General features: G+C 35.2%; 10 protein-coding genes and 1 pseudogene. 8 read left to right on the top strand and 3 right to left on the bottom strand.

What is annotated here, in order from left to right:
• Window positions 1-291: 291 nt before the first annotated feature.
• From B096_RS0107695 to B096_RS0107665, 7 genes and pseudogenes are all read left to right on the top strand, one after another.
• Window positions 292-1335: an AEC family transporter gene (locus B096_RS0107695; protein ID WP_018580163.1), complete on the top strand. Its 1044-nt coding sequence runs from the start codon at window positions 292-294 to the stop codon at window positions 1333-1335.
• A gap of 21 nt (window positions 1336-1356) precedes the next feature.
• On the top strand, window positions 1357-2349 hold the full coding sequence (locus tag B096_RS0107690; protein ID WP_018580162.1) for a 2-hydroxyacid dehydrogenase: 993 nt from the start codon (window positions 1357-1359) through the stop codon (window positions 2347-2349).
• 129 nt (window positions 2350-2478) lie between these two features.
• Entirely contained in the window at window positions 2479-6708 is a 4230-nt protein-coding gene (locus B096_RS0107685) for a SpaA isopeptide-forming pilin-related protein (RefSeq protein WP_018580161.1), read from the top strand.
• Window positions 6709-6862: 154 nt separating this feature from the next.
• Window positions 6863-7859: pseudogene (gene rlmN / locus B096_RS09685) on the top strand (dual-specificity RNA methyltransferase RlmN).
• A gap of 89 nt (window positions 7860-7948) precedes the next feature.
• Window positions 7949-8767, top strand: a complete 819-nt coding sequence (locus B096_RS0107675) for a tRNA 2-thiocytidine biosynthesis TtcA family protein (protein ID WP_018580160.1) — start codon at window positions 7949-7951, stop codon at window positions 8765-8767.
• Window positions 8768-8860: 93 nt separating this feature from the next.
• Window positions 8861-9715, top strand: coding sequence for an alpha/beta hydrolase (locus B096_RS0107670; protein ID WP_018580159.1), 855 nt, complete (start codon window positions 8861-8863; stop codon window positions 9713-9715).
• A 132-nt stretch (window positions 9716-9847) separates the two neighbouring features.
• Entirely contained in the window at window positions 9848-11407 is a 1560-nt protein-coding gene (locus B096_RS0107665) for a DUF4240 domain-containing protein (protein ID WP_018580158.1), read from the top strand.
• 11 nt (window positions 11408-11418) lie between these two features.
• On the opposite strand, the gene B096_RS0107660 is transcribed toward B096_RS0107665, so the two are convergent.
• Genes B096_RS0107660 through B096_RS0107650 form a run of 3 tightly spaced genes read right to left on the bottom strand, consistent with a single transcriptional unit; the run spans window position 11419 to window position 14183 of the window.
• Window positions 11419-12144 carry a hypothetical protein gene (locus B096_RS0107660; protein WP_018580157.1) on the bottom strand — a complete coding sequence of 242 codons (726 nt, stop codon included), beginning with the start codon at window positions 12142-12144 and terminating at the stop codon, window positions 11419-11421.
• The gene (locus tag B096_RS0107655) at window positions 12128-13516 is read right to left on the bottom strand and encodes a sensor histidine kinase (protein ID WP_018580156.1); all 1389 of its coding nucleotides are present in this window, start codon (window positions 13514-13516) and stop codon (window positions 12128-12130) included. Before B096_RS0107655 ends, B096_RS0107660 begins: the two co-directional genes overlap by 17 nt.
• The gene (locus tag B096_RS0107650; RefSeq protein WP_018580155.1) at window positions 13506-14183 is read right to left on the bottom strand and encodes a response regulator transcription factor; all 678 of its coding nucleotides are present in this window, start codon (window positions 14181-14183) and stop codon (window positions 13506-13508) included. The genes B096_RS0107655 and B096_RS0107650 overlap by 11 nt, the downstream gene beginning before the upstream one ends.
• Window positions 14184-15463: 1280 nt before the next feature.
• Here B096_RS0107650 and B096_RS0107640 point away from each other — a divergent pair.
• Window positions 15464-19813 (top strand): SdrD B-like domain-containing protein (locus B096_RS0107640; RefSeq protein ID WP_018580154.1); only part of this gene is annotated, 4350 nt, incomplete at its 3' end.

Here is a 19813-nt window from a genome sequence, read left to right as displayed (position 1 = left end):
TGATTAATGGGAAAATGATCGTTTGGTATAGAAAAAAGCAATATATTAGATAAAAAACGATAAATTCATCGAGTTCAATCGTTGTATACGCACTTGTTTTGTTAAATATCGCATCGTTTTTCACAAACTATAGATATATTGCTTAGATTATGTGATATATATGTTAAAAAGTTCTAAATATGTATTGTTATCACTCCATAAGACCACGTTATGAGAGTATTATGTTTATAGCAAGAAGCACAGGGGAAGCAAACGTGCTTTTTGAAATATCAATTAACGGAGGAGAAATTAATGGATATTATTAAACAAGTCCTGTCAGATCAGGCATTTCTAGGTGCGATATTCTCAACAATATCAATCATCCTATTAGGTTACTACCTAAAGAAAACAAATAAAGTTACAGATGATGCATCAAAAGCATTAACTGCAGTATTACTTAATGTTGCGTTACCAGCATTAGCGTTCAAAGCGTTTATGACCGATATTAAACCCGAAACATTTACAGTTGGTTTAAACTCATTTATCTTTGGATTTGTTGCATATGTATTATTAATCCTTATTACACTTGCTTATAAAGCTAAATATAAAGGTGATAAACTTGATGCAATGCGCGGGCTAACAATCTTTGGTTCCACAACATTCTTCGGTATTCCTATTATTTCTGCTTTCTTAGGTAACGAAGGTGCACTTTACGCCAACTTATTTAACGTAGCTTACCGAGTATTCTTATACTCATATGGTTACATCCTATTCTCAGGTTTAAAATTTGAGAAAAAGAACTTAAAACAAATCATACTTAATCCAATCATCATTGCTACATTCTTAGGATTCTTTATCTGGATGTTCCAAGCAAGCTTACCTCAAGTAACTGTAGGTGCTGGCGAAGCTGCTAAGACTGTTGCATTCTTACGTTTAGATGTAACACTTCCATGGTTTATGAAAGCTGTTGGTTACTTAGCTTCATTATCATCACCACTTGCATGGTTAGCAATCGGTATGACATTAGCTAAAATCTCACTTAAAGATGCAACAAAAGATGCTAACGTTTGGATCTACTCACTTGGAAAACTTGTTATCGTTCCAGCAATTATGTTAGTCATCATGATTATCTTCAAACAAATTGGATTCTTACCTCTTGATTATGTTGCGATTACAGGTGTGATTATCATGCTTGCAACACCACCTGCAACTGTTGCTGTAAGTTATGCAATTAACTTTGATAAAGAAGCGCTCTTCTCATCAAATGCATCACTTGTTGCTACTGTATTATCAATTGTCGCAATTATTTTATGGTTAGTAATTCTAACTGCATTACACGGCGTTGGAATCATCTAATAATTTAAAAGGAGATTTAAAATGAAACTATTATGCTACGGTGTTCGACCAGTAGAAAAACAATTTTTCGTAGAACTTAATGAAAAATTTGGTTTTGACTTAGTATTAACAGAAAAAATGTTAAATGACGAAACAGTTCATATGGCAGAAGGCTGTGAAGCAGTTATGCTTCGTGGAAATTGCCCAGGAAATCGTCAGAATTTAGAAATCTATAAAAACTACGGTGTTAAGTATGTTCTAACACGTACTGTTGGATATAACCATGTTGATTTGGAAGCAGCTAAAGAGTTTGGATTGAAAGTTGCATATGTGCCTTTCTACTCACCAAACGCAATTGCAGAACTTGCATTGACACTTGCATTAACACTTGCACGTCATACTCAATATACAGCTAACAATACTCATAAAGGTAACTTTAAAATTGATGACTTTATGTTTAGTAAAGAAATCCGTAAATCAACCGTTGGAATTATTGGTTTAGGTAAAATCGGCTTTACTGCAGCAACGATTTTTAAGGGAGTCGGTGCCAATGTAATTGGTTATGATGTTGTTGAAAAAGATTACTTAGGAGACACATGTACTCAAGTTGACTTGGAAACACTTCTAAAAGAATCGGACATTATCTCAATGCATATGCCATATTTCAAGGGTTCAAATGATGAATTCTTGAATGCAGAGAAAATTGCTCAAATGAAAGATGGCGTTATTGTTGTGAACACATCACGTGGTGAACTTCAAAATATTAACGACATTCTTGATGCGGTCGAATCAGGAAAAATCCAAGGATTTGCAGCTGATGTACTTGCAAATGAAACAAAATACTTTAATAAAGATTTATCAGGGGAAGCATTTGATGAATTACAAACTCGTTTAAATGATCTTTACCCACGTGTTCTTGTAACACCACATGTTGGTTCATACACAGATGAAGCGGTAAGTAATATGGTTGAATACTCATATGAAAACCTTCAAGAATTTATTGAAAAAGGCGAATCTAAGAATCAATTAGCTTAAATTTACTCAAACCGTCGTAAGACGGTTTTTTTTACTTTTTGAAAATGAGAATGATTTAATGCAATTATCATTTAAAGTTCAAAGACCCGTGATAACATACTCATAGATTACGTATTATGGAGGCTTTATATGGGTAAAAAACTAAGTATATCACTGCTGGCATTTTTGATATTTATTTCAACGGGATTTATGGCTCCTGTTTATGCAGACAATCCGCCAGAAATCACAGAAGCAGAATATAATGAGATGAAAGATGCTTTTGATTACAGTATTGTTTTGTCGGGGTATCACTCAGCGCGACAATCATTTGTAACGGGACCTGTTGCGGTTCGTCGTGATTCAAGTTTGCCAAATAATTTGATGTCTTTTACTTATGGTGCGGAAGCCTCGCTTTCATTGGTTGAAAATGCGAAACCACTCGCGTTACTTATTGGCGGTCGGGTACGAAATCTAAATGAACACGTACAGCCCCAAATTCAAAAAACGAATATTTCCGGGAAACTGATTAACTCGAAATTAGTTACGGATGATTTCACATGGTCTGACCAGATATTTAAAAACGCTGATGGTACACCAAGTTTAGGCACAGAGCAAAAATCTTATTTGCCGACACCTCGAACTACGGAGTTGTTTTTAGGCTTTGAGAAACAAGTAAAACTTACCTCTGATACCATGAAACCGCTGGTGGAATCATTGGGACAATCCATTGGAAAAACGCTTGGAGGCAAATGGGTCAATGGAAAGCAAGTAAAGTATGATATTCAACCTTCACAAAAAAACGCCAAAATTTTGGTTGTTAATATTGAACCCAACGATAAGGGTGAGGTTTTAATTTCGGATCTAGGCTTTGATTATGAATCTGTAATTAATAATAAAAATATTGAACAGGTGATTATTACATCGTACCGTACGGTTCAAGGGAAACCGGAATATGCGAAAAAGGTAATCCATCACAGTAATTTTATGTCAAATAAAGGCGGGGCGGAACATACCCTACCTAGTGGGAGTTCGGAGATTTCTGAACACGGCGCAAAAATTATCAATTATATGCCCGAGGCAACCCAAATTACTGATTTTTATAATGATAAAAATCAAAATGGTAATTTCGTTGCACCACAGGGAATTACGGTGATGCATAATGGTCTCGACAGTGATGGTAGTTTACATTTAGACAGTGATGAGATCAGTAAAGAAAATAACATCATTTCCTATGATGATGTATTTGGCACAATCTTTGCACCGAAGGCAAGTATCATGTTGAGCGGTGCAAATGTTTATGGTCAAATCTTTGCGGTTGATTATCACCAACGTGGTAATAATACCCATGTTTATATTCCCAATATGTGGTTATCCACCATGATTCCACCACAAACAGACAATCTACACACCATTCAAGTTCAAAAGGCGGATTATGATGAATTGAACCATGTTTTAGCGGGTTCGAAAATGACAGTGGGCATGGTTTTCGGGAATAAGCTTAAGTATTATCGTATTCGCAACAATGTTGTTGACTGGGTTGAAGATGTACAAGATGCTGCTGTTCTTGAGACGGGAGCAGATGGGTTGGTTGCCTTTCCAAGATTAATTCCGAGCCCACGTCCTTATTATGTGATTGAAATGGAAGCACCCACGGGTTATGACTTAGGCTTTATCGACGAAGAAGTGATTGCAGCCCCTGATCATACTGGCATTCAACGTAAGGGAGTACCAGTGACCATTACACAATCGGCAGGTAAGGTTATTGAAACTCACGTGTATAACCAAAAGACGCCTAAACCCAAAGTCCCATTCAACATCAATAAACACAATCAACAGGGAGATTTATTGGATCAAGCTGGTTTCTTACTCTTCAAAATAGATAATAATCATCGTTTTTATTACAGCACAAGTTCATCATCGACTGAGACTGTGTGGACACAAAAAGCTGATGAAAAGAATGTGCTGTTTACGGAACAAGGTCGATTTAATACTGACTTAAATTTAGAGGTTGGAACGTATTATCTTCAAGAAATTATTGCACCAGAGGGTCATGCGTTGAACTCAACAATACGGGAGATTACTCTGAGCGAGCAGGATAACCCTCATATCGAAACAATTCTTAATCAACAAATGGATGCAGACAATCAGTTACACCTTACAAAAGTAGGGGTTGAAGATGATGGCAGCATCACATCGTTTATAGCACCACTTTGGGCCCGCTTTAAGCTCTACAACATGCAAACAGGTCGCTATTATGCTGAGAAAGACCAAAACGTTGTATGGAATGTAGGAACGGATCCCGAAGCGATAATTGAAACGGACGGTTTAACTGGAGATATTCTTTTTAAAGAATTACCAAAGGGGGATTATGTTTTGCTTGAGGTAGAAACATCTCAAGGTTACGTGGTGGATACCCAACCGCGCATCATCCAGGTGGAAAATGCTGCGGTGACGCCGGTTGAATACCAATTTGAAAACTATAAAAAAGAACGCACTATCTATGGTACAGTCGCAATTGAAAAAGTTGATGCATCAAACCCTTTAATAAAACTTCAAAGCGCACAGTTTGTTCTAACAAAAAACGATGAGCATGGAGATACCTACTACTACACGATTGCGGATCAAGCTGTCAAATGGATAAAAAGTACAACTCCACCGGCTGATGCAATTGTGGAAACAAACGAGAAGGGTAAGGCTGTTTTTATTGGGGTAGAACCAAACCAAGATTATCAAGTTCAAGAAGTAAAAGCACCGGACGGTTATGAGGGGAATGCGACGGTGGAGATTACGAAAGCTGATTTTGATGAGCAGCTAGCAACTGTCCCTCTTGTTGTACGTAAAACCGTCACGAATACAAAAATTCACACATCACGTGATTATAGTTTTATAAAAGTTGATGAACATGATCAGCCGTTGTCCGGGGCGTCATTTTTACTCTATAATATGATCAATGGAACGCGGACCTATTATCGTGGTGATGGTACATGGACTGAAGACCGCAATCAAGCGGATCCAAGTGTGTCGACATCGTTAGGTATAGTGACGTTTAATGATGTACCATTAGGAAATTACTTTATTCAAGAAGTTGAAGCACCACAAGGATATAAGTTGAAAACTCAACCGTTATCCATTCAAGTGACAAAGGACTCTGGGACGCCTTTACGCTTCAAGAATCTAAAAGCACCACAACACCATCGCTTGGAAATCACGAAGTTAGATGCGGATAACCCTCGTGTCACCTTACGCGATGCAATCTTTGTCTTATATCGTGATCAAGGCGGTCAAAAAGAATATTATAATTCAGAAAATGGAATCATTTCATGGGAAATGACGGAGGTGCGCCATCGAAGCGATCGTTATGGCCATCTCTACTTTGAAAACCTTGAACCAGGAACGTACACACTTGAAGAAGTTCAAGCACCACTGGGATATCAAACGGCAACCTATAAAGAATCGATAACGATAACGGATAAGGATGATGCCCTAATCACCCGACAAGTTTTAAATCATAAAGAAGCAGATCCGATAACACCCGGAACGCAATATCACGCACTTAATATCTACAAAGTTGATGCAGTGGATGATACCAAATTGCTTCAAGGTGCCGCATTACGCTTAAGTCGTATGGACCAAGGAACAACATGGTATTACCATCAAGATGACTATGGTTTTGTGACTTGGCGCCTTGATCCTTCTGAGGGGACCGTCTTGGAAACCGATGCTCAAGGATTTATTCAATTTACTCAACTTGAGGCAGGAACTTATGAACTGGAAGAACTCAAAGCACCTAAAGGTTATGAATTACTTGGACAGCCTGTATCCATTGTGGTTAAGGACTCAGATGATACAACGTTTGTTTTAAAAAATTCGAAACAAGTGCAACCAATGCAACGTTATGATTTACTTTTAGTGAAACGTGATGCACAGACACATAAAACACTTGAGGGTGCTGAGTTTGGACTCTATCGTATCCAAGCGGGACAAAAAGAATATTACCAACTGGATGGTTCATGGTCTAAAGATGTCGCAACGTGGATTAGCGATGCATCCGGATCCATTCAATTCGAGAAATTAGCACAAGACACCTATTGGTTAGAAGAATTAGAAGCACCGCAAGGGTATCAACGCTTAACAGCCCCCGTAGCGGTAAAATTAACACGTTCGATGAGTATGGATGTCTTAAACACAAAAATAACGCCTGAGGCTCCTCAAACACCTCACAACCCACAAAAACCGGAGTTATCGGTACCAAGTGAAAAACTTCCCGCTACCGGTATTACACCGAAAGGAATTTGGCACTATGGTATTGTTCCAAGTATAATGGGTGGGTTGTTGTTGTGGATTAATCGCAAACAAAAAAAGAAGCGAAATTTTAAATAATTTCACTTGTGATTTTGAGAAGAACCTTAACAATTATCACAAGATGGATTCACTTTAGGGTGAATCCATCTTTTTTGTGAAAAAAAGTTCTAATTATGCAAGATGGAACTATGACAAAGTGCGTTGTCATGCTAGACTTGATACGGTGATAAATATGAAATCCATATATGGATATGATCTTAATGAAATGGGAGATTTATTTGAATCTTATGGTGAGAAGCGTTTTCGTGCAAAACAACTCTTCCAATGGCTCTATCAAAAACGTGTTACATCGTTTGATGATATGAGTGATTTAAGCATCTCTTTACGTGAAAAATTAAAACAAGACTTTGAATTAGATACGCTTAAAGTTGTCATGAAACAAGTTGCTTCAGATGAGACGACAAAATTCTTATTAGAGTGTAGCGATGGAGCACTCATTGAAACAGTCATGATGAAACATGATTACGGATACAGTGTATGCGTTACATCTCAAGTGGGTTGTGCGATGGGTTGTAAATTCTGTGCTTCAGGACTTTTAAAGAAAAAACGCAATCTAACCGCTGCAGAGGTTGTAAATCAGATTATGTTTGTGCAGCGGCATTTAGATGAGCAAGACAAACGTGTGAGTCATATTGTCGTGATGGGCATTGGTGAACCATGACCAGGGATTGGGGATTGGGGCACGTCACATTACAATTTCAACATCAGGTGTTGCGCCGGTGATTAAAAAATTTGCGGATGAACAAACGCAAGTGAATCTTGCGATTTCACTCCATGCGCCAAATGATACACTGCGCTCAGAAATCATGCCCGTGAATAAAATGTTCAATCTTGAAAAACTGTTTGATGCCTTGAAATACTACCAATCAAAAAGCAATCGACGTCTGACGTTTGAGTACATTTTGATTGATAATGTCAACGATCAAATCGCTCAAGCAAAAGAATTAGTAGCCCTTATTCGTGGAATGAATGCATACGTAAATCTGATTCCTTATAATGAAGTTGATGAAAATCCGTTCCGTCAAACAAAACCGGAGCAAGCAGCTAAGTTTTATGACTACTTAAAACGTAATGGGATTCAATGTACCATTCGTCGTGAAAAAGGAAGCGAAATTGATGCAGCATGTGGACAATTGCGTGCGAATGTGGAAAAACAACGTAAACAATAAATCAAACCGAGTTAAAGAAACTCGGTTTTTATTTGTTTCTTTGGGCACGATTATGTTAGAATTTTGATACAAAAATAAGGAGTTCGCTCATGGCAACACATCAAAATATAATACTGAAGACCTACCGTAAAGATATCTGGTCAAAATTTATGAAAGGCATTACGCATTATCAACTGATTCAACCCAATGATTGCATCGGGGTTTGCATATCGGGTGGCAAAGACAGTATGCTCATGGCACTGTGTTTTAAAATCCTTGTGCAACATACAGAGATTCCTTTTACCGTTAAATACATCGTTATGGACCCGGGTTATAATAAGGAAAACCGTCAACGCATCTACCAAAATGCACAGGAACTGGATCTCGATATTGAGATGTTTGATGCGAAAATCTTTGACTATGTGGATCAAATAGAAAAGAGTCCGTGTTATTTGTGTGCTCGAATGCGTCGGGGTCACCTATACCAATTTGCAGAACAATTAGGCTGTAATAAAATTGCTTTGGGGCATCATTATGATGATGTCATTGAAACAACGGTGATGAATCTTTTTTATGGGGGTCAATTTGGCACCATGATGCCCCGACTTAAATCCACAAGCCATCCAGATATCGAGCTTATTCGTCCGTTGTATTTAGTGCGAGAAGCAGCAATAATTAGATGGGTTAATTATACTGGCCTTGAATTCTTACAATGCGCATGCCGTTTCACAGAGCGCGATGATGAACTCCATCATGAAACACAGAGTAAACGGAAAGAAGTGAAGGAATTCATCAAAACATACAAAGCCACGAACCCATTTATTGAGGCCAATATCTTTAGAAGTGTTGAGAATGTAAATCTTAGCAAAGTTATCTCTTATTTTGATGATCAAACCCAACATCATTTTTTAGATGATTTCAAAGAATAAAACATAAAATAAAAATTGAAAGGTCCGTGAGATTGCCCGCGAATCGTTTATTTCATGGTATGATAGAATTATCAAGAAAGTGAGTGATAAGCCATGTATGATTACTTAAAAGTAAGCAATGATGATTCTCTTTTTTACATTAAAGACTTAGTACCCAACCCACGTGGTGTCGTGCTCATGTGTCATGGATTCACTAATCATTCAGGTGACTACGATGTCTACGCACGTGAACTTAATAAGAATAACTATTCGGTATATCGTTACGATATGCGCGGTCACGGCAAGACGATTTCAGAAAAAGGGGATATTGATTCGTATAAGACCTATATTACGGATTTACACACCATGGTTCGTATGGCAACCCGTGAAAACATTCATATTCCGTTATTTACCCTCGGATTTAGTATGGGTGGTCTTGTATCTGCACTCTATGGTATTGAGTACCCAAACAGTTTGAGTGGACAAGTTTTTCTTGGACCTGCTGTGGGTTATGTCAGCGGTGTTCGAGGACCTAATCGCCTCGGTATCAAACTGGCAAGCAAATTAGCTGATGACATGCTCGTGAAATTCACAGAGGATTCCTTGGAAATCAATAATCCAATCAAAAAAGAAACGCTGGAAAAAGATTATATGTACACCAGCAAAAACCCGATGCGTTTATCGTACTTTACCGTTCGTTTTGCACGGTCTGTATTTATTGATGGCGCAGAAGACTTGATGAGTCGCCGTGAATTTTATCGTTATCCAACTTTTATTGCGCAAGGGGAAGAAGATCCCACGGTGCCTAAGGATGTGTCGGAATCTTTTTATGAATGCATTCAATCAAGAGATAAAACCTTAAAAATATATCCCGGAATGCGCCACGTGCTTTATGATGAACCAAACGGGATGGAGGTCATCCAAGATAGTATTAATTGGTTAAACGACCGTACAACCCCTAGAAAATAGTCCTTTGAGACTATTTTTTTGTTATAACCCCATTTTGATTACATTACTCCTAACTTATATAACATTCTTCCATGAAGTAAATTGATATCTTATATATTTATTGTGATGAAGTCGTGAAAATAGGAGACGTGTATGAATCAAAATAATTTTTGGGCAATAATCGCATCCATTCGGAATCAAAGTCAGAATGATGATGCATTGTTTTATTTTCTTTTCCAAAAAAATGTAAATAACATGGCTCCCCAAGATTTAGAAAACTTTAACTTGTATTTTTATGGTTACTTAGAAGCCTTAAATCAAAGTGTTTGGCCACTGATGCTATGTCAACTGATCAATGAATCCGTTGAATATAAAGTAGTTGAAAACTTTAACTTATGGATTATAAGTCAAGGATATGGCGCATTTTGTACTGCTTTAGACAATCCCGATATGTTGGGAGATGTCGTGACACATATTCCTTATAAAAATGCACAATTTCCACAATTAATTGAAGTTGTGGGCGAAAAACGATATGGGGATGTACGCATTGAGGCACCAAACTACTATCGCAATCTAAAATGGGGAAACTATAAAAATGTGGAAGATGCATTGCAAGATATTCCAAATGCCCTTCCATGTATGAACCGTTCCGTGGCACTTAGTGGCATGAAAAATTTACCAAAAGAAGATGTGGCAAACTTACTCAAAGAATGGGGTGTGGATGCGAAATTGTTATCTGAATATAAAGAAAACAAAACGCAACCCTTATTCAAAGAAGTAAGCAGTCAAGTATGCACCGAGTTTCTTAATATTCAAGAACCTCTTCATGAGATTCTTGAACTGTTAACCCTTCAAGAGCAATATTTATTTTATTGTTCGGCAAATCCACAAACTCATGAAAGTCGCATCGTACGTTTTAACATAAATACAAATCAAAAAAATGATATTTTTAAATCAAACTGCATTACAAAAGTTTCATTTCTAGATCGTAACAAAGATAATCTCATTTTCTTTGTTGATCATGGATATGAAAACCAGCATTGTGATGATGTTTATCTCATTTACAATATGAATACAAATACGATTGATTGCGTAAAACCAGAGTTTAGTGATGAGGTTACTTTATTAGATCAAGCTGTTCTAATTGGTAAGGATTTATTCTTCTGTGCAACAACACATAAACCAAGATCATTTGATATTTATCGCTATAGCACGTTAACGCGTACAACATTCAAAATGATTCTTAATGCAGGAAAGTTAACGCGTTATCAGAGTACCTTTATTTTCGGAAAAATGCAGGCAACCAACCAAGTTCACTTTGTTCGAGGTATTTATGAATTTTCAGTCGATAGTGAACAAATCATCACACATCATTCTGAAATATTTTATAATGAAGTTTCGATTAATGGTGACGACGGTATTTTTGGTCTAAGAGAAGGATTGCACGTTTGGTTAAATCGTTTTGACTTTTCAAATAACAAAATGGCTCCTCTCGAGTTTGATGATGTTATTCCAGTCGTCTATAATGAACGCATGTTGGTCAGTCGTATGCGCGTGGAAAGTGGATTACGACTTGTAATTATCGACCGTTTAACAAAACAATTGTACGGTTTAGAAAAAGGTGTTATTAATGAATTTGATGAGCACCATCTCGACTGGATGACGATGGATCATTATCAACGAAGGGTAAAAATTAATCATCTTAAATATTAAAAAATCAGAACTTACGGGTTCTGATTTTTTTTCGAATCTTGATATAAAAGTTCATCGACATTTTTAAACTGTTTTTGAATGTAGAGATAAATTAATATAATAATGAGCAGTGGTATCAATAGCAAGACCATTACAGTAATGGTGATACTTGTAGCATTTATAGTCTGAAATGGACTCTCTTCACCATTAGAAGAAACATCACGATTCACAGCGGCCCATGTTGCTTTCTTTTCACTCACCTCTAAAACTTTAACTTTAATGCTCGTATGATTACTTGTCTCGAAAGTGACAGTAATACTATCACCGTTTTGTTCCTTAACTACTTTAAGAATTGGAATGACTTCGCCGGTTTCTTTAACCCAAGCCTTAGCGTGGGCTAATTCAATTAAACGTTGATCAGTAAGGCGGTCAAATGTTCCTTGTGTAATTTCTATGTTAGAAGCAACAATGACTTCGGTAATATCGCTCAGTTCTTGAGTTTCAGTTTGGAGTTCTAACGTAGGCTTTATGCTGGGATTGGATGTTTGTGTCAAATCATCTTCAGTTATGGTTAATGTGATGATATCGGAATTTTCAAAACCCTTATCATCGATGTAGTAGATTCGAATTCGATATTGACCTGGTTCAGTAATTTGTTCAACCGAATCGTAAATCTTTTCATCTTCAAAGGCAAAAACAGGCACTAAAGTAATTACTAATAGAATCATTGTAGTAAATATCTTAGTGAGTTTCTTCATCAGGTTCTCCAGTTTCTTTAGGAAGCACAATTGAAATAAATACATCCTTATCATTTGTTTTAAGGCTATATGACCCATTAGCCAAATTTGCGAGATCTTTAATTAAAAATAGTCCGTTTCCACTACTATGTTGATGTTCTTTGTCTTCATTTAAGACATTAAATAAGAATTCGGATTTCTTCATGCGTTTGAGATTATTAGGACTACTTTCATTTTCATATACCATTTCAACCGAATCAGAATGTTCGTGAATCGAAATCGTGACGGTTGAATCAGGAAGTGCATAGTGTCCGATATTTGACATTAAATTATGGATCAGCAATTGAAGAATTACTTTGTTTGATTTAATATTTAATGATTCAGGTCCATCAACTTCCACCATAAGTCCTCTTTTAGAAAAACTCTGTCCAAAATAGCGTAAAGTTGTGTAGGTTAGGGCAATTAAATCAAAATTCGAAATATTATTTTCAAGTGTTAAATTGTCTTGGTTAAGTACCTTTAAAATTTCATTAATACGATCCATAAGTTTAGTACTTTGTTTCATATTCATTGATGCAACCGATGATGGAGAATCCGTTGTATCGATGTTATCAAGAACCAATTCATTCATCATAATTTGTTGGTGTACTGGCGTTTTTAGATCATGAACAAAAGAACGTGAAACAACCAAAGAGTTGTTTAAGCGTTGTCGACTAATCTCTAAATCCTTCTCAAAATCAGTATAACGATGTGATGCTTGTGTCATTGCATTATCAATTTGAGAGGATACGTTTGAAAGCTTCTGATTAATCACATCATCACTGTCTTTGATTTGATCAAATTCATAATTTTGAAGATGTTCGAGCGAAACTTTTGCCTTCTTCAAAGGTTGCAAGAGCGAATTCATAATAAAGAAGAACGCTAATGTAATAATGATAAAGGATAAACTTAAAATAATTATTTGCTTCGCAAGGAAAGGCATTAAATAAACATCATCAGGGAAATTATACAAACGTATAAAAAATTGATAATCTGAGTCATGAGAACTCATATTGCCTTTTGCTTCATAGAGTACTGCTTTAGCTGAAACAATGTCAAAGAAATTCTGATCATCGAGTGCTCCTGAAGATTGGTAAATAACTTTCCCATCTTCCATTACAAGAAGATCGAGCGGATAACGATCAGCAAGAAAATCAAAACGATTTTCTTTAGTTATAGCATAATCATCAACAGATTTACTCACTTCAGCTTCAATCTTTTCAACAGCTTTTGACTCTTCAAGTCGATATTGAGCAGGAAGGTTGCTGAGGTTTATTGCATAATAAGCTACGATTAATACATAGCCTAAGGAGAGCGCGATTCCGAATAGAAAACTTTTCTTATTACGCTTCATTCCACTTATAACCACATCCACGGACGGTCACAATTGAAAAAATACCCATTTTAGTACGCAAATTTTTCAAATGTACATCGACCTTTCGGATGTTTTCAGGAGTAGGCTCTTCGGCCCATACAGCTCTAAGCAAATCTTCGCGCGTGATTAATTCAGACTTGTGACTTAAAAAATATTCAAGAAGACCAAATTCAGTAGGAGTTAGATGATATTCAACATTGTCCTTATAGACACTTCTAAGACGTAGATCCATCATAATGTTTTCAACACTTGAGGCTAAAAATTTAATATGAGTGATTGGGACTTCTTCACGATCTAATATATTGGCTACATACTGAAGAATTAGTTTCAAACTTTTTGTTTTCTCGATATATAAATCTGTGTGCAGTTTAAGCGATTCAAGTTCAGTACTGTTGCTTGGTTTTCCGGTTAAAATAATAGAACGGGTACCTGGAGACATTTTTCGTGATGCTTCTACAAGACGTAAACCATCAAGCACATCTAATTCAAGATCAGTTAATAATAAATCATAATGGTTTAATGCTAAACTTTCCATCGCATCAATTCCACTATAAACACAATCGACATCATAAGGAACCTTCTCAAGCCGTTCCCTTAAGAAATCTGAATATTCGACATCATCTTCAACAAACAATATTTTTTTCATAAATACACCTCTTTATAATTAAGATTATCCTATCTTCATTTTCTACATATGATTATAAAATGATATATAAATATTCAAAAATGTAATAAAAAATAGAAAAGATGAAACATTGGATTGATAATATGTAATAAGTAAATAAATACAATGAAAAAGAGTGTTTTATGAAAAATATATAATATGTTTATGACATTTAGAGAACCATACATTACATAATTGCGTCAGCAGTAAGAATCGGCATTTTGATAGTAATGTGATAATAGGTTATTGCAAACTATTGAAAAAAGTTAGACATGAAGAGTATCAAGAAATCTTTAGTTATATAAAGAATGGAACTCAAACGAACCTACTTTCTAAAAAAGTAGTTAGCCATGAATTGTAATTTACTAAAAGAAGAAGCGAGGAATAAAGAAAAAGTCAGCATTTTTGGGGTACAACATCAGGATTGAAAAAGTATCTAAGAATAAAATAGTTATTAAAGGTAAAAACTCAATTAATTAGCTAGATCTTGTAGGCGAAAATAACATAACGTTTATTAGACCGATAAAGCAATTGATGACTTCAAAGATGGATTAATATTGATACAGATAATTAACAAATGCAGATTATTAAACTGATGAACTTTGTAAGAACGAACTTAGCGTTTACAACATTGTCTTAAATTACAAAATTTGTTCGAACTTGCTAGATAGGTCAAAGATATTCTTGAATTAATAATCAAGTTAAATTGAATTATGTTGATGATTAAAAATGAGTATCTGATGGAAAAGGAAATAGTGGTTTATGTTACGGAACAAGCAACGCTTTATGAAATGGAAGCAATACCGGTTCACTCCCTTTAATAAGAGTTTCAGCTAATGTAACACCTCTTATTAGTGATAAAATACATTTCTTTTGTTTATTTCTCGTTTTCTTAACGAATAAGAAAAATACTGAAGAACAAAAAAGCCAATAACCTCATAATTAAAACCCATAATAGGTTTTGAATTTAGTATAAGAATTTTAAGTGAAAAAGTCGATAATTAAGTGAATTATGAAGATAAATATTCGTTTATTCTATTTTGATATATTTATATAAAATTGATAATAGCCACTTTAAAGTGGTTATTACTGATTTCTTAGAATACTCATTGTTTAAATTGTGTACTTAATTATCTACATAATTCATTATTTTTTTTATAACATATACCCTTTTGTTTATGACAAATTGCGCAAGAAATATACCCCGTAATTTAAGATGCTTTTGTAAGCACACCCAACGTGTGTTAGAAGGAGGATGAGATATGAAGGGTATTAAAAAACACTTAGTTACTTTATTATCTGCAGTATTGATGATGACATCACTCGGTATCGCTCCAGCACTTGCTGACGAAGCGCCACTGGGAAACGATGACTTCAATATCGTAGTGAATAAAAAACTAAACCCCAAAGATCTTACATTAGATTTAAAAATCAAACTTGAAGATAAAAATCCTACTACTCCTAAAGTAGTAAGTGACTTATCACAAGTATTCAAAGACGAGGGAAAGGAGAACGAGAAACTTGATCTTGTAAAAGATAAAACCAATGAGTATGAAATGGTTGTATCTGAGAATGGCGAAGTTGAATTTGAACTGAACTATTCAAAAGAGGTCAAAGCAGCGGAAGGTGAAGCTGAAGCAATTAACCGCGATGAAAAACATAACTTTAAAGTTAATGTAACTGAAATCGAAGAAGCTAAAGCAGAAGAACCTAAAGTTGAAGAACCAAAGGCAGAGGAACCTAAGGTTCAAGAACCAGTATCTGACGAAGATGTTGTGGATGTACCCAAAGCTTCTGCTGATGGAATCACCACTTATGGTGTTGATGGTACTGTAACTGTAGATATTGAAGATTATACTCCTGCATTAGGATGGAACCTGCTAGATCAAAAAAATGTTAAAATCAATGTAGATTTTAAAGATCAAACAAGTTCTGATAAAATCCTAAAAATAACAATTCCATCAGAATTTGAGTATAAGAGATATCCAGTGAAGGGAATGCCAAGTAATGGTATTGAAGAAACAATGTCTGGAGTTCTTGATAGTTTGGTTGAAACTTCAGAATCCGCAAATATGGATTTTCATGGTTCATATGGAACAATTACCTATAAATTTAAGCCTACAACTGAAAAAGCAGAAATACAATTTTCAGTAGCCCCTCATATTAGTACGCTAAATCCTGAAAATGTATTAAATATTAAACTAGAGGCTGAGTTGAGTAAAGCTGGTGTAAAAGTTGATTCAGTTGAATCAATTGTCGATTTGGATGGTAAGTTTATTACTTTAATTTCTACACTTGAAGGGAATCGATATTATGATATTGAAGCTTCACTAGGGGAAACTAATCCATTAAGTCTAGGTAAATATCAGGTGCTTGGTCGAATTGCCAGAAAAGAAGGCGATCAACTTATCAACACCATAAAATATTATGATGAAGTTGAGTTTACTCGTTATTATCCAATCGGTGCAAAATTTGTTGGGTTTACTGATACTAGCAATCCAGCGACAGTAACTGAGGTGAATGATGCTCAAGGTTTCGTTAAGTATAAATTGGTGAATCCACAAGGAAATCAATGGGTCGGGATTGATGTAGATGTTCGTGATTTACCTGAAGGCGATCATTTCGCACCTAATAATAATGAGGTTAAGGTAACTTTCCACGATGGAACTCAAAAAACAGTTGATATCAATCGTCGTCAAAATATAAAAATTATTGATACTAGTGTATTGCCGAATTCACTTAATATAGTGGTTAACGATGGTATATATGCAGATATTTCTCCAAATTACACTATAGCTGGACCAAGATTCAGATTTGAAACTAAAGCTAAAGAGGTTAAAAACCAATTTATTTCATTAGATATCGAGCCTGACTTGATTGTTGATAAGGTTCGTATTCCAATTGGAACTTCTGGAAATAATAGTGTAAATTTTGTAAATTATCGAACTAATATTTCTGGTTCTACAGTTAAAAAAGCCGTCGGGCCACAAATTATTAAAACAAATAGTTATTTTGAAATTAACAACAAATCACTCGGATTAGGACAAAACGAACATATAACGTTTATCGAAGCTGAATTAGGTGATTTCAAACCTAATTATTCAACTAATTCCAGTATTAATTATATACGAGCAAACGATAGCAATATAATTAGTTCAAAACTAAAACCAGGAGTTTCTAGTGCCAAGGTTAAAATAAAAACATACTCTAAAAATTCATCCAATACTATTGATACATCAAGTATTACTGAACAGACAGGAATAGTTACTAGAAAAAATTTGAATGATACTAAGAGTTCGATGCGACCAGAAGTAATGGTAAGTCCAATGGTTGCTGGAGATTCACAGTATGTTAGATTTACATTGGATAATAGTCACTACTATTATGCAGATAATGCTGCAACCAAAAACCCTACTTTGTTGCTGGTTGAAAAAGCCGGATATTACTATGATCTTGAAAAAATTAAAATAAGATCACAAGATGTAAAAACTGGTGAATTAAAAGATTTGTCGTTTGATGTAGAAAGAAGATTACATCCTAATGGAATTGACAATTTAGTAGAAATAAATATTAAGGGAAATTTTGGGACGTTTTTTGACAAAGCTCAGCTTAAAGCTTTAGTCGATATTGAATTAAAATCAACTGGAATTGCTAATATAAATTCATACTATTCAGAAATTGCGTTTTGGTCTTTAGACGCAAAAAAATTAGTTGAATTTAATGGTTATCCTAAAATTATTAATGACGTAGATGATTTAAATAGAGATGGATCGATAACTGACCATCTATTGCCTGTTCATAAAATCCCATTAATTATTTTTCCAAAAGAGGAACTTTCGATTGATACATATATTGTTCCACAAGGTGGATCACGCCAACCAGCTTATGATGCAACACTACAGAATGCTGTCGGTTTTATCCCAGGTTCAATGTCAACGTACTATGTAAATATTTTAAATAATCGAAAAGATACAGTAAAAGAAATTATTACATATATTCCAGTACCTAAAACAGGAATGAATCTTGGAGTTGATTTCCAAGATAATAAGTTCGAATGGGATATGACTCTGGCAAATTCACCAAAAATCAAGGTGGCTGATGCAGCAGGAAATGATGTTACAGCAGTAAAATCAGGAAATTATGTTATTGAGTTTACGAGTGATGCAATTGATTCAACAAATTATAAGACAGCGTCTTATGGTAACTCATTTGACTCAGATACTAAGATGATTCGAGTAACAAATACGAGTAATAGTATTGAGGCGGGAGAGCATGCTGAATTGAAGTTTGACTTCGAAATTAGTGAAACGGATATTACAAAAGTTGGTAAAATTAATGACTTCCGTCCATTCTACTCATTTGAAGACACTGGAAACAAAGGCGTTGAACATGGGACTCGTGTAGGAGCAGAATTAGTAATTGGTGAAGTTTCAGGTGTAGTGTTTGAAGACAAGAACATGAATGGTATTTATGACGCCGGAGATACACCAGCGACTGGACGTACAGTTGATTTATGTAAGGTTGATGCTTCTGGAACAGGATGTGAATCCACTTCAACTACAACAACGCAATCTGATGGTTCTTACAAATTTACAGGACTAAACAATGGAAACTACACCGTAGATTTCAATAGTGCTAAGAAAGCAGATGAAGAATTTACATTTAAAGGTGTTGGAATAGATCCGATGAAGGATTCAGATGTTTCAATTGTAGGAACAGATCGTGGTATTGTTAAGAATATTAGTTCTACCCAAAGTTCTGGTCAAGAAGTTACAGTAGGTTTCATTAAATATGATGTATCTAAGTTAGATGTAACAACTAACGATAAAAATGTACAAATATTGGAATCATTAGGTGCAAATATTTTCGAAAAAGATTTAGCACCATCAATTAAAATTTCACCAAGTATATTTGATACAATTAAAGACACTGATGGAGCAATTACATGGAGTAGCTCTGATGTTTCAACAGTAACGGTTTCGAATGGCGTTATTCAAGGTAAAAAACCTGGAAATGCAGTAGTAACAGTAACTATTAAAGACATGTATGGAAATGTTGCAACAGAAACAATTAATGTTGAAGTTGTTAAGAATAACATTCCTGTACTAACTCTTACTTCAAGTAATGAAGCGGTCGAAATTAATTCAATTGTTAACTTGAAAAATTATATTGCTACAGCTTCAGATATTGAAGACGGATTGACTGCAAATGATGTAGTAATTTCCCCTTCAACCATTAATACAAGCACCTTGGGATCACAAACAATTACATACAAATTAAAGGATTCCCACAATAATGAGGTTACAAAAGCCTTAGTAATTACTGTTTACAATTCAGTTGATCCTACAAATAAAGAAGCAGTTAATGCACATGACTTTAATATTAAGTTAAGTGATGTTAATGCAACAAATGTACTTGCAGGAGCAGAAGCAAAAGGATTTAATCTAAATAATAATCCAGCAACAGATGAACCTGTAACAGTAGTATCAGTATTGCCAACAACAATTGGCGATCACAAAGTAAAATTCGCTACAGCAGCTGGAACATCGAAAGAAGTAACAGCACATGTATATGATGAAATTGACCCAGTTAATAAAGAAGCAGTTAATGCA

Origin of the sequence: Erysipelothrix tonsillarum DSM 14972 (assembly GCF_000373785.1) — a bacterium.
GTDB classification, from domain to species: Bacteria; Bacillota_I; Bacilli_A; order Erysipelotrichales; family Erysipelotrichaceae; genus Erysipelothrix; species Erysipelothrix tonsillarum.
This window is presented reverse-complemented; position numbering and strand designations above follow the sequence as displayed.

Excerpts from the sequence above, each read along its gene's own strand:
- B096_RS0107695 (WP_018580163.1), top strand. The coding sequence starts at position 292 with ATGGATATTATTAAACAAGTCCTGTCAGATCAGGCATTTCTAGGTGCG.
- B096_RS0107690 (WP_018580162.1), top strand. The coding sequence starts at position 1,357 with ATGAAACTATTATGCTACGGTGTTCGACCAGTAGAAAAACAATTTTTC.
- B096_RS0107685 (WP_018580161.1), top strand. The coding sequence starts at position 2,479 with ATGGGTAAAAAACTAAGTATATCACTGCTGGCATTTTTGATATTTATT.
- B096_RS0107675 (WP_018580160.1), top strand. The coding sequence starts at position 7,949 with ATGGCAACACATCAAAATATAATACTGAAGACCTACCGTAAAGATATC.
- B096_RS0107670 (WP_018580159.1), top strand. The coding sequence starts at position 8,861 with ATGTATGATTACTTAAAAGTAAGCAATGATGATTCTCTTTTTTACATT.
- B096_RS0107665 (WP_018580158.1), top strand. The coding sequence starts at position 9,848 with ATGAATCAAAATAATTTTTGGGCAATAATCGCATCCATTCGGAATCAA.
- B096_RS0107660 (WP_018580157.1), bottom strand. The coding sequence starts at position 12,144 with ATGAAGAAACTCACTAAGATATTTACTACAATGATTCTATTAGTAATT.
- B096_RS0107655 (WP_018580156.1), bottom strand. The coding sequence starts at position 13,516 with ATGAAGCGTAATAAGAAAAGTTTTCTATTCGGAATCGCGCTCTCCTTA.
- B096_RS0107650 (WP_018580155.1), bottom strand. The coding sequence starts at position 14,183 with ATGAAAAAAATATTGTTTGTTGAAGATGATGTCGAATATTCAGATTTC.